This is a genomic window from Reyranella sp. (assembly GCF_017305915.1).
Lineage (GTDB): Bacteria > Pseudomonadota > Alphaproteobacteria > Reyranellales > Reyranellaceae > Reyranella.
Genome location: NZ_JAFKJN010000017.1, coordinates 56,560 through 82,477 on the forward strand (window position 1 = coordinate 56,560; position 25,918 = coordinate 82,477).

Here is a 25,918-nt window from a genome sequence, read left to right on the forward strand (position 1 = left end):
AGGTACGTGCTCGCGAATAAATGTAGGGCGACGCCGCCGCGGCAGCCGCTACAAGCCCCAGGACAGCGGACGGATCCTCTGGCGAAAGGATGAGTTCAGCGTGGGCGGATGGAACCGTTGCCGCGGTTGCAAGAACGACGCCGCATGTGGCCGCAAATATCTTACGAAAAGCGATCATGTTGCTCGCCCCCCCCAATTTTGCTCCTGTTTTATGTATAGCACGCTCTGATTGTAGTGTCCTCAGAAATCTCGCCATGCGCTTCGCGGACGCATCGGGATATCGCCGACTTCCATGTCGCGAATAAATTCGCACAGTCCGACTGCACCGTCGGCCAGTGGAAGGCCCCCTGGAGCCGCTTGGCTGTATCTGACCGTCGTGCTCGACGCGCTCAGCCGCAAGGCCGTGGGCTGGGCGATCACCGCTCACATGCACGCCACCATTCAGGCAATCCAGGCCTTTCAGCGGGCGCTGGCCGAACGACGACCGCCGCGCGGCACGATCCATCACTCCGATCAAAGCACCCAATACGCCTGCGAGAAATACCGCGTGCTGCTCGAGCGGCAATGCCTGCAGGCCAGCACCCGCGGGCGCTCCGGATCGTCGACCGCACCGGGGGCGGCCTGTTGACCGGCACCGGAATCGCCACGGTCACGGTCGGCGTCCGCAACGGCTGACGCCCGGAACAATCTGCACTGAGGCGTCCAGCGCGTCCAAAAGCGTCCAGCCCGGGGGTGGGGTTAGATTTGTGGACTCGGGCCTGAAATGCAGACCCTGCAGCGTTTTAGGCGTCCATGCCGCGGCTGGATCCGTCCGGCCGCCAGCCGATGTTCTTGCGCAGGAAGGCGGTGCCGAGCGCGATGAACTGCGCCCGCTCCTTGTTGTCCTTGCCGTAGCCGTGGCCGCCGGCCGGCGGCTCGTAGAACCAGGCCTGCGCGTAGCCCATCGCCTGCAGCTTGGCCGCCATCTTGCGGGCGTGGCCGGGATGCACCCGGTCGTCGCGCCGTGTGGTGGCGAACAGGATCGGCGGATAGGCCTTGCCCGGCTCGGCCTGGTGATAGGCCGAGTAGGTGGCGAGCCACGCCCACTCCTCCGGCTTGTCCGGGTCGCCGTACTCGGCGATCCAGCTCGCGCCCGCCAGCAGCTTGCTATAGCGGCGCATGTCGATCAGCGGGATGGTGCAGAGCAGCGCCCCGAAGCGCTCGGGATAGCGCGTCATCATGTTGCTGATCAGGATGCCGCCGTTGCTGCCGCCTTCGGCCGCGATGCGCTGGGGTTGGGTGACGCCGCGCCGCACCAGGTCGGCCGCGACCGCGGCGAAGTCGTCGTGAGTCAGCCGCTTGCCCGCGCCGCGCCCGGCCTCGTGCCAGGGCACGCCGAACTCGCCGCCGCCGCGGATGTTGGCGATCACGCTGGTGCCGCCCCGCTCCAGCCAGAGCTTGCCGATCGAGGCGTTGTAGTACGGCCGCGAGGTGACGCCGAAGCCGCCATAGCCGGTCATGTGCACCGGCGCGTCGCCGGTCTCGCCGGCCGGCCCGGTCTGCACGTAGGGAATACGCTCGCCGTCAACGGATACAGCCTCGTGCCGCGTCACCACCAGACCCGCGGCATCGAACACCACGGGCGAGCGCTTGAGCAGGACCGGCGCCTGGCCGGGCGCGATCTGCATCAGCGAGGCCGGCGTCAGCGGATCCTGTGCGCTCGCGAGCAAGGTGCCGTCGGCCTCGGACGGCTCGACATCGATCGACCAGACGCCGACCACGCCGATGCGCGGCAGCCCGGCCAGCGCGGTGCGCGTCCAGGTCTCGCCGGGCGTCAGCACCTCGAACACCGGCGCGAGGTTGTCGGCGATCGACAGGATCAGGCGGCCGGCGGTCCAGGTGAACCCTTCCAGCACGCGGCGCGGTTGAGGCTCGAACAGCAGCGCGAAATTGCGGTCGCCGGCCAGGAAGGCGTCGAGCCGGATGCCGAGCAGCCCGTCGCCCGGCCAGGTCCGGCCGCCGACCGTCCAGTCCTTGCGCGGCTTGATCGCGAGCCAGCCGTGCTCGGTGTCGATCCGCACGCCGGTCGGCATGTCGAGTTTGGTCTTGTCGCGCCAGACCTCGATGTCGAAGAAGCCGACCACGTCGTAGAACCAGATCGGCTGCCCGGGATCGGTGCGATCGATCCCGCCCGATGCCGACATGTGGCTGGCCGGCACCTCGAACAGCACCGGCGCTTGCTCCGGCTTCGTGCCGCGCCGCCACAGCCGCACCGTGCGGGCGTAGCCCGAGCTCGTGACTTCGCCACCGTGCGCGCTGGCGAGCAGCAGGGTGTCGTCGTCGATCCAGGTGACGTGGCCCTTGGCCTCCGACAGCACGAAGCCGTCGGCCAGGAACGTCTTGGTGCCGATGTCGAACTCGCGCAGCACGACGGCGTCGCTGCCGCCGCGCGACAGCCGCACCATGGCGCGGTCGTGCTTGCGCGGACGCGTGCCGGCGCCGCTCCAGATCCAGTCCTCGCCCTCGGCCGCGGCCAGCGCATCGAGGTCGAGCAGGATGTCCCACTCGGGCGCGTCGCGTGCGAAGCTCTCGGGGCGAGTGCGCCGCCACAGGCCGCGCGGATGCGCGGCGTCGGTCCAGAAGTTGTAGAGCCAGGGCCCGCGCCGGCCGGGCAACGCGATCTTGTCGGGCCGGTCGAAGATCGCCGCAAGCGTCGCGGCATCCTGCTCGACGCCTGCGCCGGCGAAGGCCGCCAGCGTGCGGGCGTTCTGCCCGGTGACCCAGGCGTCGGCGCGCCGGCCCTCGACCTCCTCCAGCCAGAGGTAGGGATCGTCGTCCGGCGCGGCTGTTGTGGGCTGCACGTCTTTCACCTCCCCCGTCATACGCGGGAGGCCGGGAGGGGGAAGGCTAGCGTCATGTCTGTGGCTCTCCCCCACCCTACCCTCCCCCGTCCGACGGGGGAGGAGGAAGATTACTTCACCGGCTCGCTGACGAAGGCGACCTTGCTCAAGCCCGCCTTGGCGGCGTCGGCCAGGGTCTCGGCGACGTAGCGGTAGACCACGCCCTGGTCGGCGCGCAGATAGACCTCGGGCTGCGGCCGCTTCTGGCCCTCCGCGGCGAACTTGGCGGCGGCCTCCTCGCGGGTGATGCGCTCGCCGTTCCAGAACAGCGCGCCCTGGGCGTTGATCGCGAACTCGATCTTCTCCGGTTTCTGGATGTCGGCATTGGAGCTCGCCTTGGGCAGGTCGAGCTTGACCGCATGGGTCAGCAGCGGCGCGGTGACGATGAAGATCACCAGCAGCACCAGCACGACGTCGATCAACGGCACCATGTTGATCTCGGCCATCGGGCCGTTGGCGTTCTTGCGGTCGAAGCTTCCGAAAGCCATGACGGACTCCGCTTACTTGACGGCGCTGAGCGCGACGCCGCCGGCGCGCAGCGAACGGCCCTGCAGGGCGCGGCCGGTCGACAGGAAGGTCAAGAGCTCGAAGGCGAAGGCATCGAGCTTGGCCGTCAGCACCCGGTTGGAGCGCGTCAGCCAGTTGTAGCCCATCACCGCCGGCAGCGCGACCGCGAGGCCGATGCCGGTCATGATCAGCGCCTCGCCCACCGGCCCCGCGACCTTGTCGAGCATGCCCGAGCCCGACATGCCGATCGCGACCAGCGCGTGATAGACGCCCCACACCGTGCCGAACAGGCCGACGAACGGCGCCGTCGCGCCGATGGTGGCGAGCATGGTGAGGCCGTTCTCGAGCTGGGTGGTCTCCTCGTCGAGCACCTTCTTGATGGTGCGGGTCAGGAACTCCTGCTCGCTGCCCGCCTCCTCGAGCTTGCCGGCGCCGAACTTCTCGTGATGCTGCTGGGCGTGCAGCGAATGGGCGGTGAGATGGCCGAACGGCTCCTTGACGCCGTGCACGCTGAGCTCGTTCTGCACCGCCTCGAGCGAGGTGGCGCTCCAGAAGAAGTCGAGGAACTTCTTGCTGCGCCGCTGGCGGATCACCTGGCTGATGCCCTTGTAGACGATCAGGTACCAGGAGATCGCCGACATCAGCGCCAGCACCACCAGCAGCACCTTCGCGACGATGTCGGCGTTGGCGAGGAAGTGGCCGAAGCCCAAAGCGGAGGTGTCATTCATGCGTCACCTGTACTCTCACTGAAGATTGAACGTAATCGACGCGGTGACGGCGATCAGCCTGCCGATCGGCTTGATGCGTGCCGCGCGCATGGCGCTGAGGGCCGCCTCGTCGAGCGCGGCGTGCCCGGACGACTTCGACAGGCTGACCTCGACCGGCCGGCCGGTCGGATCGACCACGACCCGCATCGTCACCGTGCCCTTCTCGCCGGCGCGGCGCGAGCGTACCGAATAGACCGGGTTGGGCGCATTGAGATAGCCGAGCTGCTCGACCGGAATCGGCGCCGCATTGGCCGGTGCCGCGGGCGCCGCAGGTTGCGGCGTGGCCTCCGCCGTGGGGGCCGGCAGCCGCGGCCTGGGCGGCGGCGGCTTGGGCTTGGGCGGCGGCGCCATCTTGAACTCCGGCGGCGGCATGTCCGGCTGCGGCGGCGAGACCATGGCCTCGAGCATCGGCACCTCGGGTGGCGCCGTGTCGAGCGGTGGCGGTGTATCGAGCCGCATCTGCTCGGGTTCGGGCGGCGGCGTGTCCTCGGGCGGCGGCGTGTCGAGCTGCGGCGCCGGCGGCTGCTCGGCCGGCACCATGCGCACCTCCATCGAAGCCGCCTCGCCGATCTCGATCCGGGTGGGCTGGATCTCCATCAGCGCCCAGGCGCCGCCGACATGGAAGAACACCACAGCCGCCAGCACGCCGAGCTTGGCGCGCGTCGACAGCGGCTCGCGGTACGGCGCATCGCCGTCGTCATGCCGCGCCGGCGCATATTCGGCCGGCGATATCATGGTTGCACCGGCCACAGCGCGAGGCCGACCGTCGTGGTGACGGCGACGGCGAAGATCGCGACGCCGAGCTTGCGCTGGCGGTTGGTCTCCCACCACAGGATGACGCCCGACAGCGACAGGAAGATCAGGCTGCCGGCCAGCGTGTCGATCAGCAGGATCCAGGGGATCGGCATGCCGACGCCCTTGTGCAGGTTGGTGAGCGTGGCGATGAGCCCGTTGCTCGTGGTGCGCACGCTGGCCGATTTGTTGCCGGCCCAATACTCGACCTGCACGACGCGGTTGGGGCCGCCGAAATTGAACTGCCAGCGCTCGGGCTGCGTCAGCTTGCGATCCCACGGCGTCGGACGGGCCCGCTCGACGCGCATGGTGTTGGGTCCGCGATCGAGCTCGAGCGCATCCTGCAGCCAGGCGGCCATCGCCTCGGCGGTCGCCGGCGCGGGATCGGGCAGCGCGAGCTGGGCGTTCATCTGCTGCTGGCCCGGCAGCTCGAGCTTCAGCGTCGCGCGATGGTTGAGCCAGACTCCGCTCGTGCCCATCATCAACCCCAGCAACGCGCCCCACAGGCCGAACCAGCCGTGGGCCTTGCGCACCCAGCGTACGAAGGCGAGCCTGCGGTTCACCCGCAGGCTCCCCAGCTTCCCAGCCGAAGCGTCGACCATCAGGTCTCGCTCCATTGCCGTACGAGATTGTGATAGCAGCCGATCAGCGATCGGCGGGCCGCCTCGTCCGCATTGGTCTGGTTGAGCCGTTGGATAGCGCCGTCCATGTCGTAGAGCAAGGCGCGCTGCTGGTCGTCGCGGATCAGGCTCTGCACCCAGAAGAAGCACGAGGTCCGCACGCCGCGTGTGATCGGCGTCACCTGGTGCAGGCTGGTGGCCGGATAGACCACCATGTCGCCCGCCGGCAGCTTGATCGCATGGCGGCCGTAGGTGTCCTCGACGATCAAGTCGCCGCCGTCATAGTCGTCGGGATTGGTGAGGAACAGCGTCGCCGACACGTCGGTACGGATCTTGCGTCCGTCGTGCGGATGGATGCGCACGCTGCCGTCGATATGCGCGCCGAAGGTCATGCCCTCGCCGTAGCGGTTGAACATCAGCGGATACATCACGTTGGGCAGCACGGCGCTGATGAACAGCGGGTTGCGCTCGAGCGCCGGCACGACGATGCGCTGGCACGCGAGCGCCACTTCCGAGCGCTCGTCGATCTGCTGGTTGAACTTGACCGGCGCGCCCTGGTAGCCCGCCGTCACCCGTCCATCGACCCACGCATTGGCGCGATCGAGCCGCTCCCGCAGGCTGACCAGTTGCGCGGCGTCGAGGACATTGGGGATGCAGACCAGCATGGTTCGTTCACTGGCTTCCTACATCCGGTAGTTCAGGCTGAGCATGGCGGTCAAACCCGACCCCGGCACGCCGCGGCCGCCGTCCGACGCCATGACCTGCTCGAAGTAGTAGGCGTTCGTCAGGTTGAAGACGTTGAGACGGACGTCGTACTTGTCCTGCCTGTAGGCCGCGGTCGCATCGAGCCGGATGTAGTCCGGCACGATCACCGTGTTGGTGTTGTTGGCGTAACGCAGGCCCTGATAGGTCGGGCCGCCGCCGATCTCCCACACCTTGTCGAAGGTGTAGGTCGTCCACAGCGTCATGGAATCGCGCGGCGTGTTGAGCGGGATCATGCCCGTCGTGTTGACGCCGATGCCGTTGGTGATGCGCGCGTCGAGCAGCGTATAGCCGCCCCACACCTGCCATTCCGGGGTGATGCGGCCGGCGATGCCGGCCCGGGCCCCCTTGACCTGAACGGTGCCCTGGGCGCTGTAGGTGCCGTCGGCATTCTGCGTGCGCGCATTCTGCTTGGTGATCTGGAACAGCGCGCCGTTCAGCGACAGGCCGCCGTTGAACAAGTCGTACTTGGCGCCGACCTCGAACGCCTCGTTCTGCTCCGGCGGCAAGGGTGCGGTCGAGCCGGTCGTCGAGACGAGCTGCTCGAGCGAGGGATTGAACGAAGTGCTGTAGGAGAAATAGTAGGTCTGCACCTTGTCCGGCTGATACAGCGCGCCGGCGCGGACGCTCACGAAGTTGATCTGCTGCTGCATGTACGGCGTCGCCGTGCTGCCTGCCGTGTTGGCGAGGTTGATCGAGTTGCCGATCTGCGCCCAATAGGAATCGAAGCGCACGCCGCCCACCAGCTTGACCTCCGGCAGGACCTGGATGGTGTCGTTGATGTACGGCGCGAAGGCCCAGGCCTCGCCGGTCGCGAGGTTGCCGTAGGTCTGGCCGAGGGCATTCGAGTTGGCGGTCGTGAAGCCGGTCGGCACGCAGCCGACGATGCCGGCGGCCTGGACGACGTTGTTGCAGCGCCCGGTTCGCGTGAGGCCCTGGTTGCGGTAGCTGTCGTAGTCGATCTCGAAGCCGGCCAGCAGGTTGTGCGAGAACGGGCCGGTATCGAACTTGGCGTTCAGCTCGGTCTGGTTGGTCACGGTGAAGTCGTCGATCCGGCGGTCGCGGCTGATCTGACGAATGTACAGGGCCGACGCGTCCTGCGGGCCGAACAGGGTCGGCGTGAACACGCCGGCGTTGTTGAGCACGCCGACGGCGGAGCCGGAGGTTTGTCGAATGTTGGAGCCGGTATAGAGGAACTGCGTCTGGTTGCGCAGGCTGAGGTTCTTGTTGAACTTGTGATCGACCGTCGTGTTCAGCATGACGGTGTCGGTGTCGGTGTAGTCGTCGTTCAGGCCGTAGTTGTTGTTGCGAGGCGGCTGCAGCAGGTAGCCGTTGTACGACGGGAAGCCGTAGTCGGCCTTGTCGTGGTTGTGCAGCAGCAGTCCCGTCAGGGTGATCTCGGTCGGCCCGCCGATGCCGAACTTGAGCGACGGCGAGAAGCCGAAGTCCATCACGTCGGTCAGGTCGCGGGTCGAGGCCTTGCCGCGCTGGAACATCATGTTAACGCGCGCCGCAGCGTCGGTGTCGACCGGCGTGTTCACGTCGGCGGTGAAACGGGTCAGTCCGTTGGTGGTGGCCGCGGCGCCGAACTCGACCGCCCTGGCCAGCGACGGCTTCTTCAGCACCTGGTTGATCACGCCGCCGGTCGAGCCGCGGCCGAACAGCATCGACGAGGGGCCCATCAGGATCTCGACCTGCTCGTAGGCGAAGATGTCGCGATAGTACTGGCCGCGGTCGCGCATGCCGTCGAGATAGAGGTCGGTCCGCGCCGAGAAGCCGTTGAGGTTGATGTTGTTGCCGATCGTCCCGCCCTCGGCCGCGCCGAGCGTCAGGCCGGGCACGTTGCGGATGGCGCTCTGGAACGAGGTGGCGCCCTGCGACTGCATCAGCGCCTTGTTGATGATGGTGATCGACTGCGGGATGTCGCGGACCTCACCGCCCAGGCGCTGGATCGACGCCGGCGGCGGTGCGAAGTCGTCGCTCGGCCGCGTGCCGGTCACGGTGACCGGCGCCATGGTCGGTTGATTGGGGGTCGGCTGATTGGGCGTCGTCCCCGGTGCCGGCTGGGTGGCCGGGCCGGGCGGCGGAGCGGCCGGAGCCTGGGCCTCGGTCTGCTGAGCCAGGGCGGCGACAGGTGCCATGAGCAACCCGACCATGGCGGTCTTCGCCGGTACGCGACGCTTCTTCATCGATCCCCCAAAACGCCTATCTGCGAATGATTAGCATCTGCATAAGGAGAATGCGAATCGTTCGCAAATAACTTTTTAGGAGACGTTCCGCCGTGCGCGCAGGCCCGAGGCGAAGAAGGCGGCGCCGAACATCATCAGCAGCAGGCCTGCGCCCATGGCCAGCCGGGTCGACCAGTGCTGCTCGGGCGCGTCGTCGACGATCAACGGCCGCACCTGCGGCTCATCCGGGCGGTAGCGCACGGTGGCTTGACGGACCGTGAGCTGGCCGTTCTGGGTGATCTTGTTCCAGTAGGCCTCGCTGATCGGGATCGGGCCGTAGTGATGGACCGCCCCCTGCCCATCCTTCCAGGCCAGCCGGACACTGTAGCCCGTCTTCGCCGGGGTGGCGTCGACGATGTCGGCCGTGACCTCCTGCCCACCCATGGCGACCGAATCGGCGGACCGGCCCGCCGACCAGGCGCTGAACGCCAGGAACCCTCCGACCACCAGCAACCCCAGCCCGACGAAGGTGCGTTTGGGCGGCAGCGGCTGCGCCGGCGCGGCGGTGATGGTCCGCCGCCCGCGCCCGCGCCGCGGCAGCAGGGTCATCGCCGCGAAGCCCGCCCAGCCCGCGAGGGCCGCGTAGCCGGCGGCCGCCAGCCAGCTCTGCAGCGAGGCCAGCCGCGCGCTGGCGTCGGAGGTGATCACCGGCACGGCGGACTCGTCGTCCAGTACCTTCACCGGCACCGGGATCAGGCGCACCTGGTCGCCGTTCACGATCGTGCGGGCGAGGCTGTCGGAGATCGGCACCTTGCGGAAGGTATGCGTCTTGCCGTCCTTGCCCTGCCAGGTGAGGTCGACCGACAGCTCCTGCTCGACGAAGCGCGGCCGCCAGCCGTCGGCGGCGAGCGGCATCTTGCGCTGGTACTGCGCGCCGGCGATCTGCGCGGTCGTGGCATAGCCCTCGTCGAGCACGCGCTGCATCTGCCGGCGATTGTCCCAGCTGCCCAGCACCACCAGCGTGGCCACGATGGCGATCAGGAGGAGAAGTGTGCGACCCACGGCATCCTACGCTTGGCCGCTATGGGCCCGCAGTGGCGACCCCGGCGTGACTCGAACACGCAACATCCTGCTTAGAAGGCAGGTGCTCTATCCAGTTGAGCTACGGGGTCGTGCTCAATGCGTCCAGCGGCCGACGCGATTGTAGGCGAAATTGTCGGCGTAGGCCTTGGCTCTGATGGCGCGTTCGCGCGGCATCTCGACCGTGTACTGCCAGCCGTTCTTCTCGGCGTGGGCCTTGGCTTCGTCGAGCGTGGCGAAGCGGAGCTGCACCTGCTGCATGGTGTCGCGCGAGGCGGTCCAGCCCATCAGCGGATCGACCTCCTTGCGGGTCGGCTCGCTCTCGAGCACCCACAGGTGGGTCTTGGCGACGCCCGACTGCATGGCCGTCTTGGCCGGCTTGTAGATGCGAACCTTCATCGGTCTCCACTTACTCGGCGGAAGCGTGGTCGGGGCGGCCGGATTTGAACCGACGACCTTCTGCGCCCAAGGCAGACGCGCTACCAGACTGCGCTACGCCCCGCCGTAAACACTTGATGATGCGGGGTTTCTACCAGTGGCGAGGCCGCCTCGAAAGCGCAAATTCCGGGTGCTACAGTAGGTCATCATGTTCGACCAGACGCCCGAGCAAGGCCGGCCAGGCCGCGTGCCCTCGATCAATGTGCTGGGCGGACCGCTCCAGCCCTGCTCCGCCGAGCCGCTGACCGGCTTCTATCGCGATGGCTGCTGCAATACCGGCCGCGAGGACATCGGCCTGCACACGGTTTGCGCGGTCATGACGACGGAGTTCCTGGCCTTCTCCAAGGCGGCCGGCAACGACCTGTCGACGCCGATGCCGGAATACGGCTTCGCCGGCCTGAAGCCGGGCGACCGCTGGTGCCTGTGCGCCGCGCGCTGGAAGGAGGCGCTCGACGCGGGCTCGGCGCCCCAGGTCGTGCTCGAGGCCACCCATGCGGTGACCCTGCAGATCGTGCCGCTCGCAGAGCTAAAGAAGTACGCCGCTACGCCTCTATGAACTGATAGCCGGTGCGGATGCGGCCGTCCTCGCCCAGCACCAGGAAATCGAAGCCGATCGAGATCGCCTCGCCGCCGGCGGCCGGCACCATCTCCCAGCGCAGCTTGATCGCGCCGTGATGGCCGTCGACGCCATCGCGCAGGCGGAAGACGTTGCCCTTCTCCTTCACCCATTTCTCGTAGGCGTTGGCGACGCGGGTCTCGATGCCGGCGTAGCCTACGGCCTCGATCGTGCGGGCGAGATGATGCGCGTCCTCCTGCCAGAGTTCGCGGATGGCGAGCCGGCGGCGCTCGCGATCGGGCTCGTTCCAGATGTTGACGTAGCGGTCGACGAAGGTGGCAATGTCGGTCATGTCGAAGTCTCCTTGTCGACCCGAGATGCCGACACGGCAACGGAGTCGCGATGACATGCGAGGTAATTGCGTATGAAAAGCTGGCCCACGATCGGCGGCGCGCTCGCCGACTATGTCGACAGGAACTGGTTGCGCGACACGCCGCTCAAGAGCCGTCTGCGCGAGGAGACGGCGAAGCTGCCGCAGGCCGGCATGCAGATCTCCGCCCACCAGGGCCAGCAGATGGCCCTGCTCGCCCGCGCGGTCGGCGCCAGGCGTGCCGTCGAGGTCGGCACCTTCACCGGCTATTCGGCGCTGTGCGTCGCCGAGGCCCTGCCGGCCGACGGCAAGCTGTGGTGCTGCGACATCAGCGAGCAATGGACCGGCATCGGCCGCCGCTACTGGAAGGAAGCCGGCGTCGACGGCAAGATCGAGCTCACCGTGGGACCCGCCCTGAAGACCCTCGACGGCCTGCTCGCCCAAGGCCTGGCGCGCCAGCTCGACATGGCCTTCATCGACGCCAACAAGGACGAGTACGACGCCTACTACGAGCGCTGCCTTACCCTGCTGCGCCAGGGCGGCCTGATCCTGATCGACAACGTGCTGTGGGGCGGCTCGGTGATCGACCGCGACGACAAGACCGCCGACACCAAGGCGATCCGTGCGTTGAACGCCAAGCTCAAGACCGACGAGCGGGTCGACCTCACCCTGTTCGCGGTCGGCGACGGCATGACCGCTGCGTTGAAACGCTAACGGCATGTATAGCTGGCGCGAAGATCCGTCGGTGCCGGCGTTCGCCGACGACCGGCCAGTCCTGATCTTCGACGGTCATTGCGTGCTCTGCTCCGCCTTCGCGCAGCTCATCCTGCGTCACGACCGGGCGCGCCGCTTCCGCCTGCTGGCGGCGCAGACACCGCTGGGTATCGCCCTCTACCGCCATCTCGGCCTGCATCCGACCGACTACGAGACCAACATCCTGCTCGAGGACGGCCGGGCGTGGCTCAAGTCGGAGGGCTCGATCCGCGTGTTCGAGCGGCTGGGCTTTCCCTGGTCGCTGATGACGGTCGCGCGCGTGCTGCCGCTCAGGGTGCGCGACTGGCTCTACGAGATCGTCGCGCGCAACCGGCTGCGCTGGTTCGGCCGGCGCGCCGTCTGCTACCGGCCCGATCCGGCGGAGACCGACCGGTTCCTGGCATGATGCTGCGGGTCCTGATCGTCGGCGGCTACGGCATCTTCGGCGGCCGCATCGTCGAGCTCCTGAAGGACGAGCCGCGGCTCGAGCTGATCGTCGCCGGCCGCTCGCCGGAGCGAGCCAAGGCGTTCTGCGCGCAACAGGTCGCCACGGCCAGGCTCGTGCCCGCGGTGTTCGATCGCAACGGCGATCTCGCGGGTCATCTCGCGACGCTGCGGCCCGATCTCCTGGTCGATGCCAGCGGCCCCTATCAAGCCTATGGCGAAGGGCGCTACCGGGTGATCGAGGCGTGCATCGCCGCTGGCGTGCCCTATCTCGACCTCGCCGACGGCGCCGAGTTCGTCGACGGCGTCCAGGGCCTGGATGCCGAGGCGCGCGCCGCGCAAATCTTCGTCCTGTCCGGTGTCTCGAGCTTTCCCGTGCTGACGGCCGCGGCGACGCGCCGGCTGGCGAGCGGCCTGGCGCGGGTCGAATCGATCCGCGCCGGCATCGCGCCGTCGCCTTACGCCATCGTCGGCGAGAACGTGATCCGGGCCATCACCGGCTATGCCGGACAGCCGACCCGCCTGCGCCGCGACGGCCAGTCGGCGACCGGCTATCCCTTCACCGAGCAGATGCGCTTCACCATCGCGCCGCCGGGCCGGGTGCCGGTGCGCAACACCCTGTTCTCGCTGGTCGAGGTTCCCGACCTCAGGGTGCTGGCACCGCTCTGGCCCGAGGCGCGGACGATCTGGATGGGCGCGGGCCCCGTCCCGGAGTCGCTGCATCGCGCGCTGATCGCGCTGGCCTGGTTGGTGCGCTGGCGGGTGCTGCCGTCGCTGCTGCCGATGGCGCCGCTGGTGCATTGGGTCTCCAACCATGTCGGCTGGGGCGAGCATCGCGGCGGCATGTTCGTAGAGGTCGACGGCGTCGATGCGGCAGGTCGGCTGGTCATCCGCTCCTGGCATCTGCTCGCCGATGGCGACGACGGGCCGCTCATCCCGTCGATGGCGGTCGAGGCCATCGTCCGCCGGATGCTGGAAGGGCAGCGGCCCGCCGTGGGTGCGCGCGCCGCGGTGCACGACCTCGAGCTCGAGGACTACGACAAGTTGTTCGCCTGCCGCGCCATCAGGACCGGCCTTCGCGACGAAACCGACGGGCCGCCGCTCTACGGGCAAGTGCTCGGCGCGAGCTGGGGCGCGCTGCCGGCGGCGGTGCGCGCGATGCACGACGGAGCAACGCACGCCGTAGGCAGTGCCCAAGTCGAGCGCGGCACCGGCTGGCTCTCCCGCCTGGTCGGCGCCCTGATCGGCTTTCCCGCTTCAGGCAAGGACGTGCCGCTGCGTGTCGACTTCGCCCAGGCCGACGACGGCGAGACCTGGACCCGCACCTTCGATGGCCGCTCATTTTCGAGCCGCCAGTACCTGGGCAGCGGCCGATGGGAGCGGCTGCTGTGCGAGCGCTTCGGGCCCCTGACCTTCGCCATGGCATTGGTTCCGGAAGACGGGCGGATGCATCTCGTGCTGCGCGGCTGGACGGTGCTCGGCGTGCCGATGCCGATGTGGCTCTGCCCGCGCTCGGCGTCCTACGAGGAGGGGGACGACCGCTTTCGTTTTCATGTCGAGATCAGCCATCCCCTGACCGGGCTGATCGTGCGCTATCGGGGCTGGCTCGAAGCCCGTTAGGCGTTGCCGAAGATCGGGTGCTTGACCTTGTCGCCCGGCTTGATGCCGAGCAGCGCCGCGCTGCCGCCGTTGATCTCGAGCACGGCGCGCACGGGGAAACGGCTGGGCACGGTGTCGGTCGACATCGGCACGGCGTTGGCATGGACGTGCTTCACCGTGCCGTCGGCGGCGATGAACACCATGTCGAGCGGGATCAGCGTGTTCTTCATCCAGAAGCTGACCGGCATCTCCTGGTAGAAGTCGAACAGCATGCCCTCGTAGGGGCCGAGCTGCTTGCGGTACATCAGCCCGCGCGCCCGCTCGGCGTCGTTGGTCGCCAGCTCGACCTCGAACTTGATGTCCCGCCCGTGGGCGACGATCACCAGCGACGAGCGCTTGAACTGGATATCAGCTTCCTGCGCGCGGGCCGCGAGCGCGGCGACGGTCAGAGGAGCAGCCAACGCAAAACGGCGGCTGAGCAGCCGCGATACGACTAGGAACGCCATGGCGCTTTAGTGCGCGCCGAGGCCTGTCGTGGTCAAGCGGTGCGGATCTCGACGACCTGCAGGCCCTTCTGGCCTTCGGCGATGCGGATCATCACCTTCTGGCCGGGCGCCAGCGAATCCATGCCGTGCCGCCGCAGTACGGCTGCATGCACGAAGATGTCGCCGTCCGTGGCCTCGCGCGTGACGAAGCCATAGCCGCGTTCGTTGTTGTACCACTTGACCAGTGCGGCGATGTAGTCGCCGACGGCGATCCCCTCCGGCGTTGGCGGTGGTTTGGGTGCAGCGCTCACCGCCGTCGAAGAATCGACGTTGAGCACCTTCATGACCTGCCAGCCCTTCGGGCCGCGCACGCCTGAGCACACTACCGTTGCTCCGGGCTTGAGATCTTCATGCCCGGATTGCCGAAGTGTCGTTACGTGCAGGAACGCGTCGCTATTGTCAGCTTCAAGGGCAAGAAAACCGTAGCCCTTCACGGCGTTGAACCACTTTACTTTACCACGCAGCTCAACTGAACCGACGTCCCCGCTTGGCTCTCCCTGTTGGGTCGTCATTCCAACGATCCCTGTTGTTATGGAGAAATCCTAGCAGTCCGGTGAACGGGCGCAACACTTGAGAAGGTTTGTGTGCGTAAGCTAGACGAAAGCTCGATGTGAATGAGGAGGCAGCGGCGGTGTTCAAGAACGATCTGTTCAAAGGCAAGCGATTCCTGATCACCGGCGGCGGCACCGGCCTCGGCAAGATCATGTTGGAGCGCTTCGTCGACCTTGGTGCAGACGCTGTGATATGCGGCCGGCGCGGCAGCGTGCTGGAGCAAACGGCGCAGGAAATCATGGGTAAATTCCCGGGCCGTCGAGTCGATGCATTCGCCGTCGACATTCGCGTCGCTACTGCAGTCGAGGAGATGGTGGACGCGATCTGGGCCGGCGGCCCGCTCGATGGGTTGGTCAACAATGCTGCCGGAAATTTCATCTCCCAGACCAAGGACCTCAGCCCGCGTGCATTCGATGCCATTGCCAACATCGTGCTGCACGGCACGTTCTACGTGACCAACGCCTGTGGAAAGCGGTGGATTGCCGAGCAGCGCAAGGCGAGCGTGATCAGCATCCTCACCACCTGGGTGTGGACCGGCAGCCCGTTCGTCGTGCCTTCGGCGATGTCCAAGGCGGGCGTCGCGGTGATGACCCAGAGCCTGGCCGTCGAATGGGGCCGGCACGGCATCCGTCTCAATGCGATCGCGCCCGGTCCCTTCCCCACCGAAGGCGCCTGGGCACGGCTCAACCCGATGAAGGAGAGCGACGACGATCGCTACAAGGCGCGCAATCCGCTGGGCCGGGTCGGCCGGCCGCGCGAGCTCGCCAACATGGCGGCGTTCCTGATGAGCGACGAGGTCGAGTACATCAACGGCGAGGTCATCGCCATCGATGGCGGCATGGGCATCATGGGCAACGGCACGTTCTCGAACCTGATGGCCCACAGCGAGGACGACTGGCGCCGCATCCGCGAGCAGATCCAGTCGACCAACGCCGCCGATCGGGCCAAGCGCTCTTAAGCCAGCAGCGTCGTCAGCGTCCGGTGGAAGTGGACGATGGCGCTTTCGTAGCGGCCGAAGGTGAAGTGGTCGTTGGCGCCGCTCGCGAGGCCGCGCTGGATGGCGTGCACCACGGCGCGGTCTTCGAGTGCGCCGGTGTTGCCGACGAACTCGGCGTCGCGCCTGGCCTCGGCCAGCGCGGCAGGATCGTCGCCGCCGCCGTTGGTCAGGGTGTAGGTGAGCTGCCGCGTGCGATCGACGGCGAGCGGCTCGAGGATCACCACGTTGGTGTGCCGCGACAGCACCGTGATCAGCACGTTCGGGAACAGGTGGTAGACGTAGGTCAGCAGCCCGTCCACCCGGCGCTCGGCCGGCGGCACCGTGGCGAGCTTCTGGATGCGCTTGAACGGATAGGTCACGCGGCTGTTGCGGCCGAACAGGTCGATCACGTTCAGGTTGTCGAAGCCGTAGGGCAGGAAGCTCTCGGGATGCGTCGACTTGATGTGATAGCCCTCGATGAAGCTCTCGAGGAAGATCTTCCAGTTGACGTCGAAGTCGCGCTCGGCCGTCGCGAACAGCCGCTGGTCCGGCGCGATCAGCCACTCCAGCCCGCCGAGCGGATCGCCGTCGAGCGCCGGCGCCTCCTGCGCAACGAACACCAGGCCCATGCGCTCGATCGCGCTCACCGGCACCAGCGGATGCGCCTGCTTGTCGAAGCCCGGGAAGCCCGCCTCATGCGGGATGTGGCGCAGCGCACCTTCGAGATTGTAGGTCCAGCCGTGATAGCGGCAGACGAAGGCGCGCGTGCAACCGCTGCCGCTCGCCACCTGCATGCCGCGATGTCGGCAGGCGTTGCGAAAAGCACGCACCTCGCCGTCGGTGCCGCGCACCACGACCAGCGGCACCCCCGCCGCCTCGCGCGCCACGAACGAGCCGACCTCCGGCAGAGCGGCCGACGGACAGAACGGCGTCGGCGCGCGGCGCAGGACCCCGAGCTCGGCCTGCAGCCGGTCGGGCGCGCGGTAGTTGGCGACCGGCTCATGCCAAACCGAATCGCCCGTATCGGTGGTGCCGTTGGCGATATGGTCCAGGACCCGTTGCGCCACGGATTGGTCGTCCATCCCTGTTTTCATGCGGCGCAGCATATGCTGCAAGGCCGTACAGGGCACCTGCAGGACTGTGGCTTTTGCGCATCAGTGCCCCGGAATCGCCTCGCCGAAGCAATCGAGTTGGCCGGCCCCGCCGCAATTGCGCCAAACTGTGATGGTGGTTTGAGGCTCTGCTTCATCAGCCCAGGTTCGGAAACGAGCTGCCCGCGTGCCCAAGGTCAAGTCGCTCTGTCTGATGCTGCTCGTCGCGCTCACCGCCGTCGCGACAGGAGCGTGGGCTCAGTCCATCGAAATTCGCCAGTGGCAGGGCACCAACGCCTATATGCGCCAGCCCGACCAGGTCGTGGCCAGCACCATGGCCGAATGGCGCAGCCTGTGGGCCCGCATCGGGGCCCGCGCTCCCGATGTCTTCGAGCCCGGCCGGACCAACGCCGTCGGCATCTTCCTCGGCCAGCGCGGCCCGGGCCACGGCGTCAACGTGCTGTCCGCCGTGCGCCGCCGCGACCGCATCATGCTGGTCTTCGAGGAGCGCGGCCCCAACGACTTCATGATGGCCCAGCGCACGCAGCCGCCGCCGATGCCGCCACCGCCGCCGCCGATGCAGCCGACCTCGCGCGCCCTGCAGGCCGGCCCGGGCTACGGCTCCTCCGGACCGGTCGCCAACAACTTCTCGGCGCCGATAGCGGGATTCTCGACCATGCCCTCCCCGCCGCCGGGAGCGCGGCCGCCGCCCGGGCCGCCGACCTCGCCGTGGGCGATCGTGCTGATCAACCGCGCCGACCTGCCCGTCATCATCGAGCAGCGTCTCTTCCGCTAGAGCGATTTCCGGACAGATGGAACCGCTCGCGGTTCCATCTGTCCGGAAATGCGCGCACGGGCGTTGTTGTTGCAGCAGGCATATTCCGTTCGGCTGATTCCAGCCGAACGGAATATGCTCTAGCCTCGCGCGAAGTAACCTCCGCGCTTTAGTGGGAGTGCCGAGGCACTCCCTTGGTCTGGGCGATCCTCTGGAAATCGATCGCGAAATCGAGGCAGGCGCCCGACGCGAGCTGGCCCACGAACTTGCGCTGCAGCTCCTGCCACGGCGTCTGGCTCGCCTTGATGTCGGGTTTCCATGCGGCGCGGCGCTTGGCCAGCTCCTCGTCGGAGATCAGCATGTTGGCCGAGCGCTTGCCGATGTCGATGCGGACCCTGTCGCCGGTCTTGAGCAGCGCCAGCCCGCCGCCGACCGCCGCCTCGGGCGAAGCGTTGAGGATCGACGGGCTCGCCGACGTGCCGCTCTGCCGGCCGTCGCCGACGCACGGCAGCAGCACCACGCCGCCCTTCACCAGCCGATCGGGCGGCAGCATGTTCACCACCTCGGCCGCGCCGGGATAGCCGACCGGACCGGTGTTGCGGATGAACAGGATGCTGTTCTCGTCGATCGGCAGCGACGGGTCGTTGATGCGGTGGTGATAGTCCTCGGGCCCCTCGAACACGATCGCGGTGCCCTCGAAGGCGTCCTTGTCGCCCGGCTTCTCGAGGTACTTCGCGCGGAACTCCGGCGAGATCACCGAGGTCTTCATGATCGCGCTATCGAACAGGTTGCCCGACAGCACGGCGAAGCCCGCATGCCCCAGCATCGGCCTGTCGTAGGCCTTGATCACCTCGCCGTCGGCCGGCTTCGCCGTCTCGAGGGTCTCGGCGTAGGTCTTGCCGCTCACCGTCATGACGTTGCCGTGGATCTTGTTCTTGGCCAGCAGCTCGCGCATCACCGTCGGCACGCCGCCGGCACGATGGAAGGCCTCGCCGAGATAGGCGCCGGCCGGCATGCAGTTCACCAGCAGCGGGATGTCGTAGCCCAGGCGGTCCCAGTCGGCGTTGTCGAGCTTGACGCCGATGTGGCGCGCGATCGCGTTGACGTGCGGCGGGCAGTTGGTCGAGGCGCCGAGCGCGCTCGCCGCGACGATGGCGTTCTCGAATGCCTCGCGCGTCAGGATGTCGGAGGGCTTGAGATCCTCCTCTACCATCGCGACGATGCGCTTGCCGGTCTCGTAGGCGATCTGGCCGCGCTCGCGATACGGGCCCGGGATGGCCGCGCAGCCCGGCAGCGACAGGCCGAGCGCCTCGGCCATGCTGTTCATCGACAGCGCCGTGCCCATGGTGTTGCAGTGCCCGACGCTGGGCGCGCTGTCGGCGACCCATTGGATGAAGGTCTTCATGTCGATGCGGCCGGCGGCGAGCTCCTGCCGCGCGTACCACACGATGGTGCCCGAGCCCGCGAGGCCGCCGGCATAGTGGCCGTCGAGCATCGGCCCGCCCGACAAGACGATCGACGGGATGTTGACCGTGCAGGCGCCGGTGATCATCGCCGGCGTGGTCTTGTCGCAGCCGGTGGTCAGCACCACGCCGTCGAAGAAGTAGCCGTACAGGCTCTCGACCAGGCTCAAATAGGCAAGGTTGCGGTCGAGCGCCGCGGTCGGCCGCTTGCCGGTCTCCTGGATCGGATGGACCGGAAACTCGATCGGGATGCCGCCGGCATCGCGGATGCCGTCGCGCACGCGCGTGGCCAGCTCGAGATGATGGCGGTTGCACGGCGACAGGTCGCTGCCGGTCTGGGCGATGCCGATGATCGGCCGGTTGCTGGTGTAGAGCTCGCCCAGGGTCAGGCCGAAGTTCATGTACCGCTCGAGATAGAGCGCGGCCATGGTCGGATCGCCCGGCGCGTCGAACCATTCGCGGCTGCGGAGCCGGCGCGCTCCGTTGCTCTTCTTGTTGTCGGCCATTTGCCTTTCTCCGATTCCTTGGGAGGACCCTAAGCCCTCTCCCGCTCCATCGCCACTTCGGCCTGCAGGCTGGCGACATCGCGATAGATCGATGCCGCAGCCAGCGTGCGGCCACCGAGCTTGTAGCGGACCAGGCAGTCCTTGGCGGCGATGTCGCCCTCGACCTCGATCTCGTCCCATTTCTCGGCGTGGCCGACATAATTGATCGGCATGTCGTAGTGCTGGCTCCAGAAGAACGGCACGGCGTCGAACCGTTGGCGGAAGCCCAGCATGTTGAGCGCCGCGGTCTGGCCCTGGCGCTGCGCCACCACCCAGTGCTCGACCCGGATCGTCTGCTTGCTGTACGGATCGGGCCACTTCGCGATGTCGCCGGCGGCGAAGATGCCCGGCGCGCTGGTCTCCAGGAACGTGTCGGTGACGATGCCGCGATCGACCGTGAGGCCCGCCGTCTCGGCCAACGCCGTGCGCGGCCGCACGCCGACGCCCATGACCACGAGGTCGGCCTCGAGCGCGCCGCCGCTCTTCAGCTTCACCTGCCCGGCCTCGATCGCGACCGGCGAATCCTCGAGATGGAAGATCACGCCCTTCTCTTCGTGCAGCGACCGCACCAGGTCGCCCATGGCGGGCCCCAGGATGCGCTCCATCGGCCGCTTCTCCGGCGCCACGACATGGACCTCGATCTGGCGCGCCCGCAGCGAGGCCGCGGCCTCGAGCCCGATGAAGCTGGCGCCGATCACGACCGCGCGCTTGGCGGTCTTGGCCCGCTCGATGATGGCGGTGCTGTCGGCAAGGCTGCGCAGCGTGTGGACGTGCGGCAGGTCGGCGCCGGGAAGCTGCAGTCGCACCGGCTCGGCACCGGTCGCCAGCAGCAGCCGGTCGTACGGCACCTTGCCGTTGGCCAACGACACCTCCTTGGCGCGCGGATCGATCGCCACGACGTCGGCCTTCAGTCGCAAATCGATGCCGTTGTCCTGGTAGTAGTCGTCGCCGCGCAGCGGGATCCATTCCTCGGGCGCGTTGCCGGCGAGATAGTCCTTGGAGAGGTTGGGCCGGTCGACCGGCGCCGCCTCGTCGTTGCTCAGCATGACGATGCTGCCCTTGTAGTCCTGCCGCCGCAGCATCTCGGCCGCCGCGAAGCCGGCCGCGCCGCCGCCGACGATCACGATGCGGCCTGGCGGATTGCTCGGCATCTTCCGCGCCATGGATTTCGGCGCCTGCTTGTCCTTCACGAAGACCTTGCCGTCGCGCTGCTCGACCGACCAGCAGTCGATCGGGCTCAGCGCCGGCGGATTCAGGGGCTCGCCGGTGCGCAGGCTGAAACAGGCATGGTGCCAGGGGCAGCGTACCGTGTCGCCGACCAGCAGGCCCTCGGCCAGCGGCCCGTGATAGTGGCTGCAGTGCGCCGCGACCGCGAAGACATCCTTGCCGTGGCGCGCCACCAGCACCTCGTCGCCGCCGACATGGCCGACCAGCATGCCGCCGTCGGCCAGATCGGAGAGAGGAATGCCCTGCGCGAGGTCGGGGCCGGTGGGCTTGGCGTCGGCGTCAGCCATCTTGTCCTCCCTTGAGTGACGACCGGCACCATGGGAAACCTCGGGCGCCATGTCCACCTCTCCCACCATCGTCTCCATCGGCGAGCCGCTGATCGAATTCAACCGACCGAAGGAAGGCGACGGCCGCACCTGGCTGCAGGGCTTCGGCGGCGATTCGCAGAATGTCGCGATCGCGGCGGTGCGGCAGGGCGCGACGGCCGGCTATCTCACCAGCCTCGGCCAGGACTGGATGGGCGATGCCTTCCTCGATCTCTGGAAGCAGGAAGGCCTCGATGCCTCGCAGGTCACACGTCATCCGACGGCGCCGACCGGCGTCAGCTTCGTGACGCACGGCCCGAGCGGCCACAAGTTCGACTATCTGCGCAAGGGCTCGGCCGCATCGCTGATGACGCCCGACGACATCCCGGCGGACTACATTGCCGGCGCGCGCGTGCTGCACGTCTCGGCGATCGGCCAGGCGATCAGCGCCGACGCGCGCGCTGCCTGCGACCGCGCCATCGAGGTCGCGCGCAAGGCCGGCGTGAAGGTGTCGTACGACACGAACCTGCGGCTGCGCCTGTGGGACCTCGAGACGGCGCGCGCGAAGATCCACGCGACCGTCGCCCACTGCGATATCCTGTTGCCGAGCCTCGACGATTCGCAGCTTCTCACCGGGCTGCAGGCGCCGGAGGGGATCGCCGATTTCTACCTGAAGCTCGGCGCGCCGATGGTGGCGCTGAAGATGGGCAGCGAGGGCGCCCTGCTCGCCCGCCCAGGCAGCATGGTCTGTATCGCGCCGCACAAGGTCGAGGCGGTCGACGCCACTGGCGCCGGCGACACCTTCGACGGTGCATTCCTGACACGCCTGCTGGAGGGCGACGATCCGGAGACAGCGGCCTGCTACGCCAACGTCGCGGCAGCCCTGTCGACTACAGGCTACGGCGCGGTCACGCCGATCCCGCGCAAGGATGCAGTGATGGCGGCACTGAAACACAGCGCGTAGTCGAGCAAGGCTTTCCTCCCCATTCAGATGGGGAGGTGGCGCGTCGGCACTTTCGCACTTCGTGCGAAAGTGCCCTACCCGCGACGGAGGGGTCATAGGCCCCCGTCGCGCTGTCGTCTCCGACCCCTCCGTCAGCGTAAGACGCTGACACCTCCATGGGGAGGATGGCTCGACCATTTCCAGCCATTTCCGACCATTTTTCTCCATTTTCACGGTTTTGCGGCGGTGTAGGAAATGGCGGCGCTGGCCTTCTCGGCTGCTTCCATCTGTTCCTGCAGCAACTTCAGCACGCGCGCCGCGGCGTGCGCCTCGTTCGGCGTGATTTCGCCATCCAACATCGACGAGGCGACCGCGCCATGCGCGACGATCGTGTAAGGCCCGACATCCTCGTCCGGGTCGGTATTGACGACCTCGATAGGCCGGTTGCGTCGCACCGGCCAGACGCGCTGCAGCACCATCTCGGCCGCCCGGAGGTTGCCCTCCAGACCCTGTTTCTCGATGACGTCGATCAGCCGCTGCGCGACCTCGATGCCTCGGCGGTCGAACTCGGCGATCGCGTTGACCACCGGATTGCGCGGGCGGCCGGGACCGCCAGGATGGCCTTTGACGAAGCGGCCGTTGGCGTCACGGACATCGGACTCTGACATCGAAACCTCCTGCAGACGTGAAGATCGCGCGCAGGATAAAGGCTGCGTTACGCAGGACCTATTATGGGCAATGGAAGCGCGGAAAAGCCTTCATTTCCGGGCTTCGAGTCGCGGTCCATTGCCCATAATGAGGGCGCTGGGACCGCGGCACTCCGCGCCGCTCATGGTCATAAGGCACGATTCCCCAGCAATCGCGTGCCTGCCCTGCGCAGGATTTACTTTCGCAGCGAAAAGAAAAAGAGCGGCACGAAGTGCCGCGCTCCCAGCTTACGACGCCTTGAGCTTCAGCGGCGTGAGCGCGGCGACGAAGCGCTTGAACACGCGCGCCTGCTGGGCGAGCCAGCCGCGGCCGTTGTCGCGGTCGACCTCGGCATCGTCGACGCCGGTCGGGCGCGGCTCGGCGTCGAAGCGGGCGGTGCCGAACAGCATGTCCCAGACCGGGAAGACCGGCGCGAAGTTGTGGTCGTGGATGTGCGGATCGCGGGCGTCGGCCAGCGCGTGGTGCAGGCGGTGGAAGCGCGGCGCCACCAGCAGCCGCGCGCCCAGCCGGCCGAAGCTCATGTCGACATTGGCGTGGCTCCAGCTCTCGACCAGGCGGCCGACGATCAGGATCAGCACGAAGTCGTCGGGCTGCACGCCGACCACCTGGGCGAACACCACCAGGACGAGGTTGACGATCAGGTCGTCGAGGATGTGGTTGCGGTCGTCGGTCCAGACGGTGACGCGGCGCTGGCTGTGGTGCAGGCTGTGCAGCGCCCACCACCACGAGAACCGGTGCTGGGCGCGGTGCACCCAGTAGGCGGCGAAGTCGTACAGGACGAAATAGACCAGGAACGAGGCGAAGGCGTTGTCGTGAAGTCCGGGGATCAGCCGCTCCAGCCGCGGTGGCGCAAACCCCATTACCCGCACCAGATGCTCGATCTCCTGGGTGACCGGATAGGCAACGACGAACACCAGCAGCGGGATAATGCCGAGCTTGTTCAGCAGGGTGTAGATCCGGTCGACGCCGACCAGCCGGTCCTCGCCCTGCTCCACGCTCCAGCGGCGCTCGAAGAAGCGCATGACGATCGCGATCGCCGCGATCTGCACCACGCCCAGCATGACGAACTCGACGGCGTTGAACGCCGGCTCGAACCATTCCATCAGGTTGAGCGCGAACAGTATCGGGCTGACGAAGGTCTCGAACAGCCAGGTCTGCGTGCCGACCCAGAGATCGATCAGCGGCCTCATCGTCGCCCTCTAATCGTTGGCGGCGGCGCGCACCGGTGGCGTCATCGCGGGCGCCTTGAGGATGAACACGCCGTGCGGCGACTTGCCGACCGGGATGCTGCCGGTGACCTTGAGGGTCGCGAGATCGACGATGGCGATGCGGCGCAGGAAGCGCTGGGTCACCCACAGCTCCTTGCCGTCGGGCGTGATGTCCATGCAGTCGGGTCCGCCCGGCACGCGCAGGCTGGCCACCACCGTCATGTCCTTGGTGTCGATCAGCGACACCGTGCCCTCGACGCGGTTGCTCAGGAACCAGTGGCGGCCGTCGCCCCTCGGCCAGAAATTATGCGCGCCCTTGCCGGTCTTCAGCCGGCCGGTGACCGTGCCGTTGGCCGGATCGAGGGTGACCACCGAATCCTCGCCGGTCAGCGCCACCATCAGGCGCTTGTTGTCGGGCAGCATGACCACGCCGGCCGGCGCCTTGCCGACCTCGACGTTCCACTTGATGTTCTGGGTCGCGAGGTCGAAGGCGACGACGCGGGCGCTCTGCTGCAGGGTGACGAACACCGTCTTCGACTCCCTGTCGAAGTCGAGATGGCTCGGCAAGCCGTCGATGAAGATGCGGCCGGCGAGCTTGAAGTCGCCGTCGTAGCGGTAGATGTCGACGTGATCGAGCCGGTACGCCGCGGTCACGAACCACTTGCCGTCCGGGCTGAAGCCGAGCTGGTAGGGATCGATGATGTTGCGGACGACCCGCTTGCGCTCGCCGGTCTTGCTGTCGAGCACGACCAGCTCGTTGGTCACGGTCGAGGCGACCAGCAGTTCCTTGCCGTCCGGCGTCGGGATCAGGTGATGCGGCTCGCGGCCGAGCGGGTAGCGCGCGATCTCGCTGCGCAGCCCGCGGCTGACGACGCTGTACGACGCCTCCTCGGAATTGAGGACGATGACCTGGTCGGCGTGCGCAACGGCGCTCGCGCCCAGACCCAGCGCCAGTGCCGCAATGACCGCTATTTTCATGTCGGAAACGGACTCTCCCTGCGGCGCCAATTCAGCAGGAATCCGCGCGCCGCGCTAGAGCGGTTTCCGACTGGATGGAGCCGCTTGCGGCTCCATCCAGTCGGAAACGCGCGCACGGGCGATGCTTGTTGAAGCGGGCCCCTTCCGCCCGGCTTTAGCCGGGCGGAAGGGCTTCAGGATCGTTTGAGCGCGGCCGCCGCTTTTGCCAGGCGTTCGACCCGTGACCAATCGCCGGCCGCGACCGCGTCGCGCGGCGCCACCCACGAGCCGCCGACGCAGGCGACGTTCGGCAGCGCGAGATAGGCCGGCGCGATCTCAATGCCGATTCCGCCGGTCGGGCAAAACCGCAGGCCGGCCAGCGGCGCGGCGACGGCCTTCAGCCACGTCGTCCCGCCGGCCGCGTCGGCGGGAAAGAACTTCAACAGCCGGAAGCCCCGTTCCCGCAGGGCCAATGCTTCCGAGACGGTCTGGACGCCGGGCAGGAACGGCAGCCCGGAGTCCCTGACCGCCCGGGCCAAGGCATCCGTGCACCCTGGACTGACTCCGAATTGCGCCCCGGCATCGATCGCCTGCCGCAGTTGGGCCTCGTCGAGCACCGTCCCCGCCCCGACCACCGCCTCCGGCACCTCACGGGCGATGGCGGCCAGGGCGTCGAGCGCGACGCCGGTCCGGAAGGTGATCTCCAGTACCGAAAGGCCACCCGCCACCAGCGCCCGGGCGAGCGGTACGGCGTCGGCCAGCCGCTCGATCGTCAGCACCGGGATGACCGGCGCCTTGGCCGCGATCGCGGCGATGTCCATCAGGTCCTGCTCCCTCGGTCATCCCGAGCGGAGCGAGGGATCCTTAAGGCAGCAGGAAAGATCCCTC

Annotated in this window: 27 protein-coding genes and 2 tRNA genes; 8 read left to right on the plus strand and 21 right to left on the minus strand. The window is 67.8% G+C overall.

Annotated elements, in window-relative coordinates:
- Positions 1 to 292 precede the first annotated feature (292 nt).
- Positions 293 to 628: a DDE-type integrase/transposase/recombinase gene (locus J0J01_RS16440; protein ID WP_296382449.1), complete on the plus strand. Its 336-nt coding sequence runs from the start codon at positions 293 to 295 to the stop codon at positions 626 to 628.
- Between the two features lie 154 nt (positions 629 to 782).
- Here J0J01_RS16440 and J0J01_RS16445 read toward each other — a convergent pair whose 3' ends face one another.
- The 11 genes from J0J01_RS16445 to J0J01_RS16495 all read right to left on the minus strand — a co-directional run bounded on the left by J0J01_RS16445 (position 783) and on the right by J0J01_RS16495 (position 10,077).
- Positions 783 to 2,861 carry a prolyl oligopeptidase family serine peptidase gene (locus tag J0J01_RS16445; protein ID WP_296382451.1) on the minus strand — a complete coding sequence of 693 codons (2,079 nt, stop codon included), beginning with the start codon at positions 2,859 to 2,861 and terminating at the stop codon, positions 783 to 785.
- An 89-nt stretch (positions 2,862 to 2,950) separates the two neighbouring features.
- Positions 2,951 to 3,367: a biopolymer transporter ExbD gene (locus tag J0J01_RS16450; protein WP_296382453.1), complete on the minus strand. Its 417-nt coding sequence runs from the start codon at positions 3,365 to 3,367 to the stop codon at positions 2,951 to 2,953.
- A 12-nt stretch (positions 3,368 to 3,379) separates the two neighbouring features.
- Complete coding sequence (locus J0J01_RS16455) at positions 3,380 to 4,114, minus strand: MotA/TolQ/ExbB proton channel family protein (protein WP_296382455.1); 735 nt, start codon at positions 4,112 to 4,114, stop codon at positions 3,380 to 3,382.
- 15 nt (positions 4,115 to 4,129) lie between these two features.
- Entirely contained in the window at positions 4,130 to 4,888 is a 759-nt protein-coding gene (locus tag J0J01_RS16460) for an energy transducer TonB (protein WP_296382457.1), read from the minus strand.
- Entirely contained in the window at positions 4,885 to 5,508 is a 624-nt protein-coding gene (locus tag J0J01_RS16465) for a PepSY-associated TM helix domain-containing protein (protein ID WP_296382459.1), read from the minus strand. The genes J0J01_RS16460 and J0J01_RS16465 overlap by 4 nt, the downstream gene beginning before the upstream one ends.
- A gap of 38 nt (positions 5,509 to 5,546) precedes the next feature.
- Complete coding sequence (locus J0J01_RS16470) at positions 5,547 to 6,230, minus strand: Fe2+-dependent dioxygenase (protein WP_296382461.1); 684 nt, start codon at positions 6,228 to 6,230, stop codon at positions 5,547 to 5,549.
- 18 nt (positions 6,231 to 6,248) lie between these two features.
- Positions 6,249 to 8,516, minus strand: a complete 2,268-nt coding sequence (locus J0J01_RS16475; RefSeq protein WP_296382463.1) for a TonB-dependent siderophore receptor — start codon at positions 8,514 to 8,516, stop codon at positions 6,249 to 6,251.
- Between the two features lie 75 nt (positions 8,517 to 8,591).
- Positions 8,592 to 9,557, minus strand: coding sequence for a hypothetical protein (locus J0J01_RS16480; RefSeq protein WP_296382464.1), 966 nt, complete (start codon positions 9,555 to 9,557; stop codon positions 8,592 to 8,594).
- Between the two features lie 33 nt (positions 9,558 to 9,590).
- Positions 9,591 to 9,667 (minus strand) — tRNA-Arg (locus J0J01_RS16485).
- Positions 9,668 to 9,671: 4 nt separating this feature from the next.
- Positions 9,672 to 9,974, minus strand: coding sequence for an ETC complex I subunit (locus J0J01_RS16490; protein WP_296382465.1), 303 nt, complete (start codon positions 9,972 to 9,974; stop codon positions 9,672 to 9,674).
- A gap of 26 nt (positions 9,975 to 10,000) precedes the next feature.
- Positions 10,001 to 10,077: transfer RNA gene (locus J0J01_RS16495), tRNA-Pro, on the minus strand.
- Between the two features lie 84 nt (positions 10,078 to 10,161).
- On the opposite strand from J0J01_RS16495, the gene J0J01_RS16500 reads away from it, so the two are divergent.
- Positions 10,162 to 10,569: a DUF2237 domain-containing protein gene (locus J0J01_RS16500; RefSeq protein ID WP_296382467.1), complete on the plus strand. Its 408-nt coding sequence runs from the start codon at positions 10,162 to 10,164 to the stop codon at positions 10,567 to 10,569.
- Here the strand turns inward: J0J01_RS16500 and J0J01_RS16505 are convergent.
- Positions 10,556 to 10,921: a hypothetical protein gene (locus J0J01_RS16505; protein ID WP_296382469.1), complete on the minus strand. Its 366-nt coding sequence runs from the start codon at positions 10,919 to 10,921 to the stop codon at positions 10,556 to 10,558. The genes J0J01_RS16500 and J0J01_RS16505 overlap by 14 nt on opposite strands.
- A 72-nt stretch (positions 10,922 to 10,993) precedes the next feature.
- Here J0J01_RS16505 and J0J01_RS16510 point away from each other — a divergent pair, with 72 nt between their 5' ends.
- From J0J01_RS16510 to J0J01_RS16520, 3 genes are read left to right on the plus strand one after another with little or no spacing between them, the layout of a single operon-like run.
- Positions 10,994 to 11,653 (plus strand): class I SAM-dependent methyltransferase, encoded by a 660-nt coding sequence (locus J0J01_RS16510; protein ID WP_296382470.1) that lies wholly within the window; start codon positions 10,994 to 10,996, stop codon positions 11,651 to 11,653.
- Between the two features lie 4 nt (positions 11,654 to 11,657).
- Entirely contained in the window at positions 11,658 to 12,098 is a 441-nt protein-coding gene (locus tag J0J01_RS16515) for a DCC1-like thiol-disulfide oxidoreductase family protein (protein ID WP_296382472.1), read from the plus strand.
- Entirely contained in the window at positions 12,095 to 13,756 is a 1,662-nt protein-coding gene (locus J0J01_RS16520) for an SDR family oxidoreductase (protein ID WP_296382474.1), read from the plus strand. The genes J0J01_RS16515 and J0J01_RS16520 overlap by 4 nt, the downstream gene beginning before the upstream one ends.
- Here J0J01_RS16520 and J0J01_RS16525 read toward each other — a convergent pair.
- Positions 13,753 to 14,241, minus strand: coding sequence for a DUF192 domain-containing protein (locus J0J01_RS16525; RefSeq protein ID WP_296382476.1), 489 nt, complete (start codon positions 14,239 to 14,241; stop codon positions 13,753 to 13,755). The genes J0J01_RS16520 and J0J01_RS16525 overlap by 4 nt on opposite strands.
- A 32-nt stretch (positions 14,242 to 14,273) precedes the next feature.
- A complete protein-coding gene (locus J0J01_RS16530; protein ID WP_296382478.1) occupies positions 14,274 to 14,792 on the minus strand; it encodes a cold-shock protein in 519 nt (172 codons plus the stop codon).
- Between the two features lie 119 nt (positions 14,793 to 14,911).
- Between J0J01_RS16530 and J0J01_RS16535 the strand changes: the two genes are divergently transcribed.
- On the plus strand, positions 14,912 to 15,790 hold the full coding sequence (locus tag J0J01_RS16535) for an SDR family oxidoreductase (protein ID WP_296382480.1): 879 nt from the start codon (positions 14,912 to 14,914) through the stop codon (positions 15,788 to 15,790).
- Here the strand turns inward: J0J01_RS16535 and J0J01_RS16540 are convergent.
- The gene (locus J0J01_RS16540) at positions 15,787 to 16,890 is read right to left on the minus strand and encodes an SRPBCC family protein (protein ID WP_296382482.1); all 1,104 of its coding nucleotides are present in this window, start codon (positions 16,888 to 16,890) and stop codon (positions 15,787 to 15,789) included. The two genes, J0J01_RS16535 and J0J01_RS16540, sit on opposite strands and share 4 nt — an antisense overlap.
- A gap of 196 nt (positions 16,891 to 17,086) precedes the next feature.
- On the opposite strand from J0J01_RS16540, the gene J0J01_RS16545 reads away from it, so the two are divergent.
- Positions 17,087 to 17,695 (plus strand): hypothetical protein, encoded by a 609-nt coding sequence (locus J0J01_RS16545; RefSeq protein WP_296382484.1) that lies wholly within the window; start codon positions 17,087 to 17,089, stop codon positions 17,693 to 17,695.
- A 148-nt stretch (positions 17,696 to 17,843) separates the two neighbouring features.
- On the opposite strand, the gene J0J01_RS16550 is transcribed toward J0J01_RS16545, so the two are convergent.
- Both J0J01_RS16550 and J0J01_RS16555 read right to left on the minus strand, forming a co-directional pair.
- On the minus strand, positions 17,844 to 19,643 hold the full coding sequence (locus tag J0J01_RS16550; protein ID WP_296382486.1) for an IlvD/Edd family dehydratase: 1,800 nt from the start codon (positions 19,641 to 19,643) through the stop codon (positions 17,844 to 17,846).
- A gap of 29 nt (positions 19,644 to 19,672) precedes the next feature.
- Positions 19,673 to 21,196, minus strand: coding sequence for an FAD-dependent oxidoreductase (locus J0J01_RS16555; protein ID WP_296382488.1), 1,524 nt, complete (start codon positions 21,194 to 21,196; stop codon positions 19,673 to 19,675).
- Positions 21,197 to 21,245: 49 nt separating this feature from the next.
- Here J0J01_RS16555 and J0J01_RS16560 point away from each other — a divergent pair, with 49 nt between their 5' ends.
- Entirely contained in the window at positions 21,246 to 22,178 is a 933-nt protein-coding gene (locus tag J0J01_RS16560) for a sugar kinase (protein WP_296382490.1), read from the plus strand.
- Positions 22,179 to 22,387: 209 nt separating this feature from the next.
- Here J0J01_RS16560 and J0J01_RS16565 read toward each other — a convergent pair whose 3' ends face one another.
- From J0J01_RS16565 to eda, 4 genes are all read right to left on the minus strand, one after another.
- Positions 22,388 to 22,825 (minus strand): hypothetical protein, encoded by a 438-nt coding sequence (locus tag J0J01_RS16565; RefSeq protein ID WP_296382491.1) that lies wholly within the window; start codon positions 22,823 to 22,825, stop codon positions 22,388 to 22,390.
- A gap of 267 nt (positions 22,826 to 23,092) precedes the next feature.
- Positions 23,093 to 24,055, minus strand: coding sequence for a sterol desaturase family protein (locus J0J01_RS16570; RefSeq protein ID WP_296382494.1), 963 nt, complete (start codon positions 24,053 to 24,055; stop codon positions 23,093 to 23,095).
- 9 nt (positions 24,056 to 24,064) lie between these two features.
- Positions 24,065 to 25,051, minus strand: coding sequence for a PQQ-binding-like beta-propeller repeat protein (locus J0J01_RS16575; RefSeq protein ID WP_296382496.1), 987 nt, complete (start codon positions 25,049 to 25,051; stop codon positions 24,065 to 24,067).
- 173 nt (positions 25,052 to 25,224) lie between these two features.
- Positions 25,225 to 25,851: a bifunctional 4-hydroxy-2-oxoglutarate aldolase/2-dehydro-3-deoxy-phosphogluconate aldolase gene (gene eda / locus J0J01_RS16580; RefSeq protein WP_296382498.1), complete on the minus strand. Its 627-nt coding sequence runs from the start codon at positions 25,849 to 25,851 to the stop codon at positions 25,225 to 25,227.
- Between the last annotated feature and the right edge of the window lie 67 nt (positions 25,852 to 25,918).